Raw genomic sequence first — 12,402 nt, 5'->3', positions numbered from 1 at the left:
GCAGACATGGCCGGAGGTGAGTTCTTGTTGTTATCGCTGGAGCTCTTCGTGTTGTTGGTTTTGGCCAACGGTGTTCCGGTGGTTTTGGCCCGGCTGCTGCCAAATAGAACGGACTGGCCGGTGGATGCCGGCCTGACGTGGTCAGATGGCCGGCCACTGCTCGGGCCGAGCAAAACCTGGCGAGGCCTTGTCTCTGGCACGGCAGCGTGCGCGTTGTTTGCACTCTGGTTGGATCTGGGCTGGCTGTTTGGTGCGCTGTTTGGTGCATTGTCTTTGTTCGGGGATCTGCTCAGCAGCTTCGTGAAACGGCGGATGGGTATGGATTCCAGTGCCCGGGCTGTCTGGCTAGACCAGCTCCCGGAGGCCGCGTTACCAATGCTCATGGCCTGGTTCTGGTTTCCGCTGCCGTTTTGGGAAATCGCAGCGATCGCGGTACTTTTCGCCTTGTCCAATATGCTGTTCTCACCTCTGCTCTACCGCTTGGGTATCCGCAAGCAGCCACACTAAGATCTAGCCCGGCCCTCGTGTCAGGGTATGCAGTGTGATCTCCGGCGGGCAATTCAGTCGAACATTCAGGACCGATGTGCCGGAGCCCGGTGAGGTGTATCCCTGCATGCCATTAACGCGCCAGAAGCCCCGGCCCAGATGTCGGGGGCAGTCGGAATCCAGTGTGACCGGAATACCGCCGGGCAAACAGAGTTGGCCGCCGTGGGTGTGTCCGCACAGGAACAGGTCGTAGCCGGCATGGGCGGCCTCCCGCCAGACTTCGGGGGTGTGGCTGAGTAACAGGCTCACGCCACCGGCGGGAATGTCATCGCCGGCTTTGTGTAAGTTGTGGGCCTTGTAATAATGGGCGTCGTCAATTCCCGCCAGATACAGGGTATCTCCTGAGCGTTCCAGCGGCGTCATTTCGTTCAACAGCAATCGATAGCCGATGTCTTCCAGAGCAGGCACCATGCGCACACTGTCGTGGTTTCCCAGTACCGCGTAGGCATCGCCTTGGATGGCTTCGCGAAGGCTGGCCATGCCGTCCAGAGAAGCTTCTATGGGCCCCCAGGTGAGCTGGCGATAGTCACCGGTCAGTACGCAGATATCGTAATCCACTGATTGGATTTGCCGGATGACGGCTTGCAGGTTTTGTTCGTCCATATCCACGTGCAGGTCGGTCAGGTGCAGGATACGAAAGCCCTCGAACCCTGCTGGCAGGTTGTGAACAGTAAACGTGTTGGTGGCGGTTCTCAGTTTGCGACTGTTGGCCTGTGCCCGACCGAACAAACCGATAGCCTTGAGGCAAAAACGGATTAATCCCGGTGCGTTAGTGAGATTTTCCAGGTGGAACGAGCGTTTATCCCGACCCAGCAGAAGAGCTTCATACTCTTGTTCGATGCCCAAGCGCTGGCGGGCGTGCACCGGCCCCAACCGCAAACTTAGTCGGTAGAGTAGGAGCTCTTCCTGATTCTTGGGTTCGCGAACCTTCGCTGTCATGCTGATTCCCTGATGCCGAGTGGGACCTTATGCTGACCCCTGTTGTCATTATGGTTGGTCGCTGGGCATCTGCAACTGTCGCGATACAATGTTCATGTTTACTGACGACTTATATAGGGAACAATCGGGAGATGGAGAATGGCAGAAACGGTCTCGTCTGATTCGGCGTCGGGTTGGCAGATTTTCAGGATTTTTCTGCGCTTGGGGCTGACCTCGTTCGGCGGTCCGGCTGCGCATCTGGGTTTCTTTCACGACGAGTTTGTGACCCGGCGAAAATGGCTGTCTGCAGAGGCCTTTGGTGAAGTCGTGGCATTGTGCCAACTGTTGCCCGGGCCAGCGTCCAGCCAGGTAGGATTGTCCATCGGTTTACTGCGCGGGCGATACCAAGGTGCCTTGGCGGCCTGGTTGGGATTCACGCTGCCGTCAGCATTGCTGATGACGTTGTTTGCATTCGGGCTTACGTTCTGGCCAGAAGCCGGTTCCGGTGGCTGGGTGCACGGGTTGAAACTCTTTGTTGTTGCCGTGGTCGCGCAGGCTGTCTGGCAGATGGGGCGAGCACTCTGTCCCGATCAGCCACGACGGGTGATCGCACTGCTGGTGGCGAGTGCCTTGTTGTGGATTGGTACGGCCTGGGTGCAACTCTTGCTGTTAGCCTTGGCGGGGTTGGCCGGAGTGAGTTTGAGCCTGAGCTCAGGCAAGGCGGTCGAGCCGATGACGGTCGGGTTGCAGGTACGAAAGCCCTGGCTGTTTGCCGCGTTGTTTGCCTGCCTGTTGGTGCTTTCGTTTCTGCCGCTGGCCCCGGGCTCCCTAGCCTGGGTTGGGGCTGAACTGTACAAGGCCGGAGCGCTGGTGTTTGGTGGTGGTCATGTGGTCCTGCCTTGGCTGCAGGAAGGGTTTGTGGAAACCGGACAGATGACCGCAGATACCTTCCTGGCAGGTTACGGGGCGGCTCAGGCGGTGCCGGGCCCCTTGTTCACCTTCTCGGCGTTTCTGGGAGGGGTCGAAGCGGGTATGCCCGGTGCGGTGATTGCCGTAGTCGCCGTGTTTTTGCCCGGAACCCTTTTGGTGTTTGCCGGTCTGCCATTGTGGCGCTGGGTACGAGAGCATCCAAAAGCGCGAGCCGCGCTTTCAGGCGTTAACGCCGGCGTGGTTGGCCTGCTTTTGGCTGCGCTGTACGACCCGGTGTGGACCTCCGCGGTGCAAGGCTCGATGGATTTAGCCATTGCTCTGTTGCTTTGGTTGGCATTAGCCATCCTGCGCTGGCCCGTTTGGGGCCTCGCCCCGGTAAGTGCCATACTGGGTGTAGTCTTTTTTTGATGGAAGGATAAGATGATGAGCGAAGCATGCAACATCCCGGGGCTGAATGTGCCCCGTAGCCGGTTTCCGACGCCGGAGCGTGAACTACAGGAAAGCGAAGGCAGCGCTCATGTTGTTTTGGCCGGGGGCTGCTTCTGGTGTGTCGAGGCGGTGTTCCTTGCCATCGACGGCGTGACCCGGGTGGAATCCGGTTACGCAGGTGGTTCGGCGGAGACGGCCAATTACGAAGCCGTGTGCACCGGATCAACCGGTCATGCGGAAGTGATCGACGTGCATTACGACCCGGCGAAGGTCGGATTTGGTGAATTGTTGCGGGTGTTCTTTTCGGTGGCCCACGATCCTATGCAGCTGAACCGGCAAGGTAACGACGTGGGTACCCAATATCGGTCGGCGGTGTTCTATGAAACCGAAGAGCAGAAGGCGCTTACCGAAGCGTACATTCAGCAATTGAATGAGGCAGGGGTCTATTCCGGGCCGGTGGTAACCACCGTTGAACCCCTTGAGGCGTTCTATCCGGCAGAGGCTCACCACCAGAACTTTGCCGCCCGCAACCCGTGGCAGCCCTACATTATGGCCGTTGCTGCGCCGAAAATGGAAAAACTGGCCACTGCCTGGCCAGACCGACTTAAACCGGAATTCAGTCAGGATGACCCTGATCTCGCGTGAGGAGAACCCTATGAGTAAGTCTGCCGCAGGCTATGACGTAACGCCCCTGAGCAAAGCCGAGGTCGAAGAAAAGGCCGCCGGGCTGACCGCCGAAGAAAAACGGGTGCTGCTGGATCACGGCACCGAACACCCGTTTTGCGGTACCTTGCTGGATAACAAAAAAAACGGCGTGTACCACTGCCGCCTGTGTGATCTCCCGTTATTCGGCTCCGATGCCAAATTTGATTCAGGCACCGGCTGGCCGAGTTTCTTCCAGCCGTTCGATCCCGACCACCTTCGTTATATCGAAGACACCAGTCTGGGCATGACCCGCACGGAAATTCGATGTGCCCGCTGCGACAGCCATCAAGGGCATGTGTTTCCGGACGGCCCGCCGCCTACCGGGCAGCGATACTGCCTGAATTCCATTTCCATGGTGTTCCACGAAAACGAGTAATGGCCTTTTCGGCAGTGCTTCGGCGCTGCCGGCATTGCTTCTACCGGCGCTTTCCCCTGCATTAGCTAAGACCTTTGTGCGTTATCCCGCAAATTGCCGAGCCGATATAATAAGGCGCAGTTATCCGCTGTTTGCCTATGGGAAAGGTGTATCTGATGAATCGTCTGAATTTGAGTCCCCTAACCGAGTCAGCAACGTTGTTGCGCCGCATCGCGGTGGTATTGGGATCAGTGGGGTTGACCGCCATCTACTCGCTGTTGATCTTGCTGCGGGCTTTGTTCGGCAAACTGAACCGGCCGATTGTGGATAAGTATTGCCGGGAGTGGTCGGCAACCTTGCTGAAATTGGTTAGGGCCAGCCTCACCGTTCGGGGCGAAGTGCCGGATTTCAACGATGGCCGCCGTTACATCATCATGTGTACCCACGCCAGCCATTACGACATACCCATCAGTTTTGTATCGCTGCCGGGCTCGATTCGCATGTTGTCCAAGCAGGAACTGTCTCGGATTCCGTTGCTCGGGCAGGCCATGGCGGCGGCAGAGTTTCCTTGGATCAATCGTTCCAACCGTGCCGAGGCAGTTCGGGACCTGCAAAAAGCCAAAGCGATGATGGAGAGCGGCATTGTGCTTTGGGCGGCGCCCGAGGGCACCCGTTCTCCGGATGGCCAGCTGTTGCCTTTCAAAAAGGGGTGCTTTCATCTGGCATTCGACACCGAGGCCGTGATTGTGCCGGTTGCCATTCGGGGAGTGCACAAAGTGCTGCCGGCGCGCAGTCTTCAGATCAACCTGGGCCAACCGGTGGAGGTTCGGGTAGGTGCCACCATCGACACCTCCGGAAAGAGCAAAGATGAACTACCCGAGGTGATGGAGCAGGTGCGGGCGCGCATGCTGGAGTTGCTGGGCGATGGTGAGCCAGAGTAAGTCCCTGGCTCACCCTGAAGCCTGATCAGGCGGCCGCAACTACCGTGGAAAGCAGGTAGCCGGTGTAAGCCACGTAGACGGTCACCAGCAGAACGCCATCGACCCTTGAAATCAGCTTTCGCCAACCGGTAATGCCGAACCCCATCACCAGCAGTGCCACCGTTAAACCGAGCATGAGAGTCCAGTCTCGATACAGCACTTCGGGATCAACCGATAAGGGCTGAATGGTGGCGGCCAGACCCACGACGGCCAAGGTATTGAAAATGCCCGAGCCCAGAATGTTGCCGAGAATGAGGTCATGCTCGTTCTTTTTTACCGCGGCGATGGCGGACGCCAGTTCCGGGAGTGAGGTGCCAATGGCGACAATGGTCAGCCCGATCACCAGATCACTGATGCCCAGAGCCTGAGCGATGCTGACCGCGCCCCAGACCAGCATGCGGGAACTCACGACGAGCAGAATCAGCCCGATCACCAGCCAGATAATCGCGTTTTTCATCGGCATTGGATGGGTAATCAGGTCCGAGTCAACGCCTTCTGCAAGCGGGTCTTCTTTGCCTTGGTAGCCCTGATAGATTGACCAGCCCATGACCGCTGCGAACACCGCAAGCAAAACCCAGCCATCCAGTCGTGACAGCTCGCCGTCCAATAATTGGACACCTGCGATCAGCGTCAGCACCACCAGCAGGGGAAGTTCCTTGCGGATAACCTGAGAATGCACCGCAATGGGCGCAATGAGAGCGGTCAGGCCAACGATCAGGGCGATGTTGGTGATGTTGGAACCGTAGCCGTTACCGAGTGCCAGCCCGGGATTGCCATCGGAAGCGGCCATCGCCGACACTGCAAGCTCTGGAGCGGAGGTGCCAAAACCGATGATCACCATACCGATCAGCAAGGCGGGCATGCCTAAATGCTTGGCCGTAGCCGCTGCGCCTTCAACGAATTTGTCCGCACTCCAAACCAGTAAAATCAGCCCCAGAATAATGGCGCCAATAGCCATTAACATAGAAAAACCTCGATGCAAAAGTCAGAACACTTCGCGCGTACTGCGGGCAAAGTATGGATGGCGCACAAGATACAGCAAGTCTGTATTTCAGGTCAGCCCCGGAAGCGCAGGATTTTCCGATATAAGCAATGATCCGCATTAACAGGAACTCAGTATCAGACTAAAGTGGCGCTGATATTGTTAACAAAAGGCGAGAGAATCGCGCCCTGTGACAATCTTCAGCCCGGCTGGCATGTTCCAAAGCAATTTGCATGCAGTTGGCAATCGCAATTTATTATTCCGGCAAAAAACGGGATAATGCGCGCAAATTCGACAGGAAGCACAAGGCTGCGCCCTTTACCTCGCGCAGTGACGGCTTTCGACAGACCGCTTTGCTGATCGTGGAGCGGTTCCAAGCTCAACACTAGCTAAGGTGGGAATCAATGGCCGTTAGACAGGCAGATGTAGTGCTGGTCGGTGGGGGCGTCATGAGCGCAACCCTCGGCGTGATGCTCAAGCAGCTTGATCCGTCTCTGGATATTGTCATGCTGGAGCGCCTGGACCACGTTGCTCACGAGAGCACAGATGGATGGAACAACGCGGGCACAGGCCATGCGGGTTACTGTGAACTGAACTACACACCTGAAACGGACGACGGCGACGTAGAAATCGCGCGAGCGCTGCAGATTAATGCGCAGTTCGAAGTGTCGCTGCAGCTTTGGTCTTACCTTGTAGAGCAAGGCATTCTGCCGGAACCGACCTCCTTTATTAACCGCACACCGCACCAGAGCTTTGTCTGGGGCGAAGAGAACGTGGCTTTTCTGAAACGCCGCTTTGAGCGCCTGAAAGATCATCATTTGTTCCGGGAAATGGAGTACACCGAGAGCCCGAAAGAGCTGGAAGAGTGGATGCCGTTGGTGGTTGGCAACCGCAATCCAATGGAGAAGGTGGCGGCCACCCGCATCAAGCACGGCTCGGATGTGGATTTTGGCTCCCTGACCCGCAGTATGGTCAAGTGGCTGGAAAGTCAGCCGAACTTCGAATTGATGGTCAACTCGCCGGTTTATTACATTGATCAGCGTGACAACGGCCGCTGGAAGCTGCGGGTGAAGAACCAGAAAACCGGCGAAACCACCAAATTGGAAGCCGGATTTGTTTTCCTGGGGGCCGGTGGTGGCGCTTTGCCGCTGTTGCAGAAATCCGGCATTGATGAAGCGCGCGGATACGGCGGCTTCCCGGTGAGTGGCCAGTGGCTGGTGTGTCAAAAGCCCGAGATTGTTAACGAACATCACTCCAAGGTATACGGCAAAGCTCCGATTGGTGCGCCCCCTATGTCGGTGCCGCATTTGGACACCCGTATCATCAACGGTGAGCCCGCGTTGCTGTTCGGGCCGTTTGCGGGCTTCACCACGCGCTTCCTCAAGCAGGGCTCTATGTTTGATTTGTTCGGATCTGTCCGGGCCACTAACTTGCGCCCGATGCTGTCAGTCGGCAAGAGCAACATGGACCTGACCCGTTATTTGATTGGCGAAGTGTTCCAGTCGCATGCTGACCGCGTGGAAGCGTTGCGCAACTTCTTCCCGGATGCGAAGGAAGAGGATTGGACTTTGCAGATGGCCGGCCAGCGCGTGCAGATCATCAAGCAAACCAAAGAAGGCGGCGGCAAGCTCGAGTTCGGTACTGAGATTGTGGCTGCAAAAGACGGTTCTCTGGCGGCCTTGCTGGGTGCATCGCCGGGTGCGTCCACGGCGGCTAACGCGATGTTGAACGTGCTGGAGCGCTGTTTCCCTGAAAAAATGCAGACCAAAGAGTGGCAGGAGCGTATGAGAACGCTGGTGCCGTCTTATGGTCAGTCATTGGTGGAAAACGAAGAGCTGCTGAACACCGTTCGTGAGCGGACTCTGAAAACGCTTCAGCTGGGCTGAAGTGTTTTATTAAGCCCGGTGCCGGGAGGCATCGGGCTTGAGTGATTGCAAACCGTGTTGCTAGATCAGAGCTGGCCGAAAGCCGCGTCGAAATCTTTGGCGGCTGCATCGGTAAACTCGAAATTGTTCCGAATATACCCCAGCGTCGCTTTTTCTGTGTCGGTCACGCCCTGCCCATCCTGGGCCGACTTGAACAGATCCGCCACTTCGTCTTTTGATAGTTTGCCTTCCCCCTTTCCCGTTGTGTGCTTGCGCGCGAGTTCCAGCAGTTCTTTTTCGTATTTTTGACCATCAATCGTTTCGTAAGCCATAGCTGAGCCAACCCCGTTGAACATTGGTAATGTGATGCCCGAAGCCCTTTGGCTCCGTTGCGGGCAGGCAAACGAACGCGAGCGTCCTACGGCAAGCCTGATGTCTTTATACAAGCACAAGCTTTTAGGTTGCGCAAATAATGACCAGGCGGGTTGCTACGGAACGACCGCATAGGCAAGAATTTCGACCAGCATTTCCTCTCGGGCGAAGCCGGAGACAATGATCGCGGCCCGGTTCGGGTAGGGCTCAGACACGAAATCGGCGTACACGCGGTTAACCGTGGCGAGGTCTTCCCGGTCAGTCACGTAGATCACCACCTGTGTGAGATCGGAAACTTGGCTGCCTGCGCTTTCCAATGTGTGTTTCAAATTGGCCAGAGTCTGGGTGATTTGGGCTTCAATGCCGCCGTCTACCACTTTGCCTTCGGCATCAATGGGAATTTGCGCCGTAAACAGCACGCCGTTTCCGACCGTAGCCCAGGCGAGAGGGGATTTCGAGGCAGGCAGGTTGGTGTTTACCGGATACGGGTTCATAGGGGGCTCCTTAGTCGTTGTCGTTGGTGCCGGTGCCAGCGCCTTGGCGTGAGTCTTCAGAGGATTCGACCAGCATTTTCGTTGCCAGCAGTTTCAGGCGTTCCCAAAGCTCCGGGTCCACCTCGATGCCGTCAACCAGTGATCGCTCGTGCCAGTCCAGCATGGCGGCGCGGTTTTGCAGAATCAGATCATTGGCCGGCGCGTCCGGTTTCAGATCGGGTAGCAGGTCCACATGGTTCACCATGACCAGCGTAATGCCGTTGTTGGGTTCGGTGTCGTCGGGGATGGACGGCAGTCCGTACATGCAAATCTCGGGTTCGGCCTCGCCCGATTTAAAGCTCACAATGATTTCGGTCAGCGGTTCGTGAGAGTTACGCCAGAACGCGGTCACGCTCATGCCTCGTCTCGCGATGCGAGATAGATAGCCCACAATAAGCATGCGGTTGTGGCAATGGCGTATTTTGGTGACCGACAGGCCGCGGGCACGGCACTTGGCATAACCCAACTCGATCGCCAGACTGGCGTGGCCGAGCACGGTTTTGTTTTCGGCATCCACCACACAGAGATCTGCATCCTGATAGATCAGCTTGGGCGGGTGGGTTTTGTCTTCGTTGAGCAGAAAATCCAGACCCTTACGCAGTGCGGTGACACCATTCAGCCCATGAGCTTCCATCCAGGCCACCATATCGGCCGCATCGTTGGCATCGCCTTCGTCAAAACCAATGGCGATGAAGGCTTTTCGGGACAGTCCCTGCAGTTCGTTGATTTTCCGGAACACAACGCGAATCTGCGTTTTATACCGTTACAGGAACCGGATGTGGTGCGTAGGATCGGGTTGGTAAAAGCCAGGAACTGTACCTTGGCCCCGGCGGCGCAAATTATGGAAACGTTTTTGCTGGAGAGCTTGCAGGGTAAAGCAACATAAAAAAAGCGCCCTTGGCCAATCTCAATGAGAGTTGGCCAAGGGCGCTTAGGACCTGTGCTTAGCTAGGCTGCAACACAGTAATCAATCAATCAATGATCTTCTGCTCACGAGCCATGGCGTAAGCGGCTTTAGGCCCAAGCCACAGTGACGGCAGCAGAATGAACGACACTGGAATTGCTGTGATGACGATAAACTGTTGCAGCACGCCGATTTGACCCGAACCCATGTACAGCAAAATGCCAGCCATGGCGGCCATTGCGACACCCCAAAATGCACGAACAAACGTTTTCGGCTGATCGTGGCCGGAGCTGACAACCGCAATGGAGTAGCTCATGGAGTCGCCGGTGGTTGCCACAAAAATCGTGGTCAGAATCAGAATGGCAAGTGCCATGAATCCGCCGCCCGGCAGAGCTTGCGCAACCGTCAGGGTGGCGACGTCAAAACGGAAGTTGTTCAAGGCTTCCGCCAGATCGATCACACCCGTCATTTGGTAGTAAATACCGGAACCGCCGAGCAGGGTGAACCAAATAGTGGTCGCAATCGGGGCCATCACCGCGACCGCGAGAATCATTTCCCGAATGCTTCGGCCGCGAGAAATACGGGCAACGAAGATCGCCATAAGTGGTGCATAGCCGATGAACCAAGCGAAGAAGAACACAGTCCACCACTTCATCCACCAGTTAGGTGCGGTATCCGCTGTCATGGTCGCCATGTCGAGGAATGACGATACGTACTGACCCATGCTTTGCATGTAGGTGTTGGTGTAGAACAGCGTGGGACCGAAGACAAAAATGATGGCTGCAATAGCCAGTGCCAAGAACACGTTCATCCGGCTCAAAAACTGGATGCCGCGGTGAACACCGGTCACGGCTGAGGTGACGTAAATGGCGGCGAGAGCGGCCAAAATGGCCATTTGTGTGCCCAGCCCATCAGTCAGGCCGAACAGTTCGCTCAGACCAAAACTCATTTGAGTCGCGAGGAAGCCAATCGGGCCGACGGTGCCGGCTACGATGGCAATCACGCAGAAAGCATCGACAACACTGCCAATCCAGCCGCTCATGATGCGTTCACCGAATACCGGGTACAGCAGAGTGCGTGGCTGTAGTGGCTTGCCTTTCACGTAGTGGGTGTGTGCCAGCACGATGGCGGCCAAGGTGCCGAGCACAGCCCAAGCCAAAAAGCCCCAGTGCATGAACGATTGAGCCATTGCGCTGGAGACGGCCTCGATGGTGCCGGGCTCCGTGTCAAACGCCGGTGGCGTGACCACAAAGTGGTACACAGGCTCGCCGGCTGCAAAGAACACGCCGCCTCCCGCCAGCAGTGTGCACATAATGATGGAGAGCCAGCGGAAGGTGCTCATTTCCGGGCGGTCCAGATTACCGATTTTGGCTTTGGCTGCGGGCGTGCAGGCCAGGCCGATAGCAATAAAGAAGGTGGCCAGAAGTAACATCTGGAAGTAACTGCCAAAGACCCGTGCGGTCCAGGTGAAGCCGCTGCCAATTGCGTCGGCGACGCCTTTCAGGTCAAACAAAGAAAAGCCTACAAACAGCGCAATAAAGCCGACACTGAGCGTAAGTACTACCGGGTCACCAAGCTGTGCTATCGAATAGTCACCGCCTGATTTCTGGTTACCCTGAGCCATAACATAAACCTTTTTTAATGCATCTTTAAAACTTGGCGCGGGACAGTGCCATAAATGCCCTGCTAATACCAATGCCCATCCGTACTTTCTCTATACGCATGATGCGAAGACCAAAGGCTACCTGGGGCAGCTTTTGGCTGTTTTTAGTGTAGTTAGTTATCAGGCACTTGCTAGAACAGATCTGCAGTGATCGCTGCATTAGTCGGGAATGTGCAGTTTTCCGTGCCGTGCTTCGCCCACATAAAACGCTGGCTTGGCGCCCGGGAATGCCCAGAATGGCGTCATCTCGGATGAGGGGAACACGTTCGGGAAACGGGGGTCGCGCCGGGACGGGCCGGCAATGGTTTTTTCCTGAACCATGGAGATGTATTGGTCAATGGAATTTTCGAGGGTATTGCCATTGATGATGACTTCGGTGCCAATGGTTCTGGCGTAGTCTGCTACCCCGCTTGCCGCCGAAAGGTGCGGAGCGTAGGAATCTACGCTGATACCGTTTTCACTGGTTACCCATATGCCCTCATCGGTGTGCACCACGATGGAGTGGTTGCCTTCGGTGTGGCCCGGCGTGTGCACCAGCGCTACGCCATCACCCAGCATGATTGAACCATCAAATTTAATGACCTTGTCTTCCGGGACCCCGGCGATGCCGGACGGGCAATACCAGTCGGCTTGATACGGGTTCAGGTCCAGAGTGGATTCCCATTCACGCCAGTGAACCAGCAGTTTGGCGTTCGGGAACAGCGCCGGCTCCTGATCGGTGCCGAGCCAGCGGCGTACATCCTGCGTGTGGAGGTGATCGTAGGTAATGTAATCAATGTCTTCGGGCTTCAGGCCAAGGCTGGCGACAATGGCCGGCGCGGTCGATTGCCGTTCAACCATCCTGTTGGTAATAAAGCTCGGGGTGCTGTCCTGAAGGCGCCGGAAAAACGGTGTCTCACCATTGCGCTCATGATCAGAGGGCGACACCAGCATGGTTTTCACGCCCTCTTCAGTATCGAACTGCACCACAAACAAGCGGTTTTGTATGTGGACAAATTCTACCAGCCGTTCCCGGGAGAACGCGTTGCGCAAGCCGTAACGGGCGGGGTAGGGCACCTTCACGAGATCAAAGGAACGAAAGTAACGTGCTTTGGGGCCGGCCAACATCGCTTTGCGGAAACCTTCTGCCGCCGCGCGAGTATTTTCAACGCGGGCTTGCTGACCGTGAGCGCTACGAGAACCGTCAAAGTCGGTGATCTGTTTAAAGTGTGTCATGGCTT

General features: G+C 56.5%; 13 protein-coding genes. 6 read left to right on the top strand and 7 right to left on the bottom strand.

The genetic code is table 11. From position 1 onward, the window contains the following. Positions 1-24 precede the first annotated feature (24 nt). On the top strand, positions 25-507 hold the full coding sequence (locus Q9245_RS06410; RefSeq protein WP_305896352.1) for a CDP-archaeol synthase: 483 nt from the start codon (positions 25-27) through the stop codon (positions 505-507). Positions 508-510: 3 nt separating this feature from the next. Here the strand turns inward: Q9245_RS06410 and Q9245_RS06405 are convergent, their stop codons facing one another. Next, complete coding sequence (locus Q9245_RS06405; protein ID WP_305896351.1) at positions 511-1,485, bottom strand: metallophosphoesterase; 975 nt, start codon at positions 1,483-1,485, stop codon at positions 511-513. 138 nt (positions 1,486-1,623) lie between these two features. Between Q9245_RS06405 and chrA the strand changes: the two genes are divergently transcribed. The 4 genes from chrA (at position 1,624) to Q9245_RS06385 (ending at position 4,824) form a co-directional block, all read left to right on the top strand. Beyond that, on the top strand, positions 1,624-2,802 hold the full coding sequence (gene chrA, locus Q9245_RS06400; RefSeq protein WP_305896350.1) for a chromate efflux transporter: 1,179 nt from the start codon (positions 1,624-1,626) through the stop codon (positions 2,800-2,802). Positions 2,803-2,817: 15 nt separating this feature from the next. Then, positions 2,818-3,468 (top strand): peptide-methionine (S)-S-oxide reductase MsrA, encoded by a 651-nt coding sequence (gene msrA / locus Q9245_RS06395; protein ID WP_305896349.1) that lies wholly within the window; start codon positions 2,818-2,820, stop codon positions 3,466-3,468. 10 nt (positions 3,469-3,478) lie between these two features. Further along, positions 3,479-3,904, top strand: coding sequence for a peptide-methionine (R)-S-oxide reductase MsrB (gene msrB, locus Q9245_RS06390; RefSeq protein WP_305896348.1), 426 nt, complete (start codon positions 3,479-3,481; stop codon positions 3,902-3,904). Between the two features lie 155 nt (positions 3,905-4,059). Beyond that, positions 4,060-4,824: a 1-acyl-sn-glycerol-3-phosphate acyltransferase gene (locus Q9245_RS06385; protein ID WP_305896347.1), complete on the top strand. Its 765-nt coding sequence runs from the start codon at positions 4,060-4,062 to the stop codon at positions 4,822-4,824. A 25-nt stretch (positions 4,825-4,849) separates the two neighbouring features. Here the strand turns inward: Q9245_RS06385 and Q9245_RS06380 are convergent, their stop codons facing one another. Beyond that, positions 4,850-5,827 (bottom strand): calcium/sodium antiporter, encoded by a 978-nt coding sequence (locus Q9245_RS06380; protein ID WP_305896346.1) that lies wholly within the window; start codon positions 5,825-5,827, stop codon positions 4,850-4,852. Between the two features lie 422 nt (positions 5,828-6,249). On the opposite strand from Q9245_RS06380, the gene mqo reads away from it, so the two are divergent. Next, positions 6,250-7,731 carry a malate dehydrogenase (quinone) gene (mqo, locus tag Q9245_RS06375; protein ID WP_305896345.1) on the top strand — a complete coding sequence of 494 codons (1,482 nt, stop codon included), beginning with the start codon at positions 6,250-6,252 and terminating at the stop codon, positions 7,729-7,731. A gap of 65 nt (positions 7,732-7,796) precedes the next feature. On the opposite strand, the gene Q9245_RS06370 is transcribed toward mqo, so the two are convergent. The 5 genes from Q9245_RS06370 to Q9245_RS06350 all read right to left on the bottom strand — a co-directional run bounded on the left by Q9245_RS06370 (position 7,797) and on the right by Q9245_RS06350 (position 12,397). Beyond that, complete coding sequence (locus Q9245_RS06370; RefSeq protein ID WP_114334563.1) at positions 7,797-8,042, bottom strand: hypothetical protein; 246 nt, start codon at positions 8,040-8,042, stop codon at positions 7,797-7,799. A 156-nt stretch (positions 8,043-8,198) separates the two neighbouring features. Next, positions 8,199-8,576 (bottom strand): RidA family protein, encoded by a 378-nt coding sequence (locus tag Q9245_RS06365; protein WP_305896344.1) that lies wholly within the window; start codon positions 8,574-8,576, stop codon positions 8,199-8,201. A gap of 10 nt (positions 8,577-8,586) precedes the next feature. Then, on the bottom strand, positions 8,587-9,354 hold the full coding sequence (locus tag Q9245_RS06360) for an Ldh family oxidoreductase (protein WP_305896343.1): 768 nt from the start codon (positions 9,352-9,354) through the stop codon (positions 8,587-8,589). Between the two features lie 232 nt (positions 9,355-9,586). Next, positions 9,587-11,143, bottom strand: a complete 1,557-nt coding sequence (locus Q9245_RS06355; protein WP_305896342.1) for a BCCT family transporter — start codon at positions 11,141-11,143, stop codon at positions 9,587-9,589. Between the two features lie 198 nt (positions 11,144-11,341). Next, positions 11,342-12,397: a hypothetical protein gene (locus Q9245_RS06350; protein ID WP_305896341.1), complete on the bottom strand. Its 1,056-nt coding sequence runs from the start codon at positions 12,395-12,397 to the stop codon at positions 11,342-11,344. Between the last annotated feature and the right edge of the window lie 5 nt (positions 12,398-12,402).

This window comes from Marinobacter sp. MDS2 (assembly GCF_030718085.1).
In the GTDB taxonomy this organism is placed as follows: Bacteria; Pseudomonadota; Gammaproteobacteria; order Pseudomonadales; family Oleiphilaceae; genus Marinobacter.
The sequence above is the reverse complement of the archived record's forward strand: the minus strand, read 5'-3'. Positions and strand labels throughout refer to the sequence as shown.

What these genes read in the sequence shown, in the direction of transcription:
- msrB (WP_305896348.1), top strand. Translation starts at nt 3,479, where the DNA reads ATGAGTAAGTCTGCCGCAGGCTATGACGTAACGCCCCTGAGCAAAGCC.
- Q9245_RS06355 (WP_305896342.1), bottom strand. Translation starts at nt 11,143, where the DNA reads ATGGCTCAGGGTAACCAGAAATCAGGCGGTGACTATTCGATAGCACAG.
- Q9245_RS06365 (WP_305896344.1), bottom strand. Translation starts at nt 8,576, where the DNA reads ATGAACCCGTATCCGGTAAACACCAACCTGCCTGCCTCGAAATCCCCT.
- Q9245_RS06370 (WP_114334563.1), bottom strand. Translation starts at nt 8,042, where the DNA reads ATGGCTTACGAAACGATTGATGGTCAAAAATACGAAAAAGAACTGCTG.
- Q9245_RS06380 (WP_305896346.1), bottom strand. Translation starts at nt 5,827, where the DNA reads ATGTTAATGGCTATTGGCGCCATTATTCTGGGGCTGATTTTACTGGTT.
- chrA (WP_305896350.1), top strand. Translation starts at nt 1,624, where the DNA reads ATGGCAGAAACGGTCTCGTCTGATTCGGCGTCGGGTTGGCAGATTTTC.
- Q9245_RS06405 (WP_305896351.1), bottom strand. Translation starts at nt 1,485, where the DNA reads ATGACAGCGAAGGTTCGCGAACCCAAGAATCAGGAAGAGCTCCTACTC.
- Q9245_RS06385 (WP_305896347.1), top strand. Translation starts at nt 4,060, where the DNA reads ATGAATCGTCTGAATTTGAGTCCCCTAACCGAGTCAGCAACGTTGTTG.
- Q9245_RS06350 (WP_305896341.1), bottom strand. Translation starts at nt 12,397, where the DNA reads ATGACACACTTTAAACAGATCACCGACTTTGACGGTTCTCGTAGCGCT.
- mqo (WP_305896345.1), top strand. Translation starts at nt 6,250, where the DNA reads ATGGCCGTTAGACAGGCAGATGTAGTGCTGGTCGGTGGGGGCGTCATG.
- msrA (WP_305896349.1), top strand. Translation starts at nt 2,818, where the DNA reads ATGAGCGAAGCATGCAACATCCCGGGGCTGAATGTGCCCCGTAGCCGG.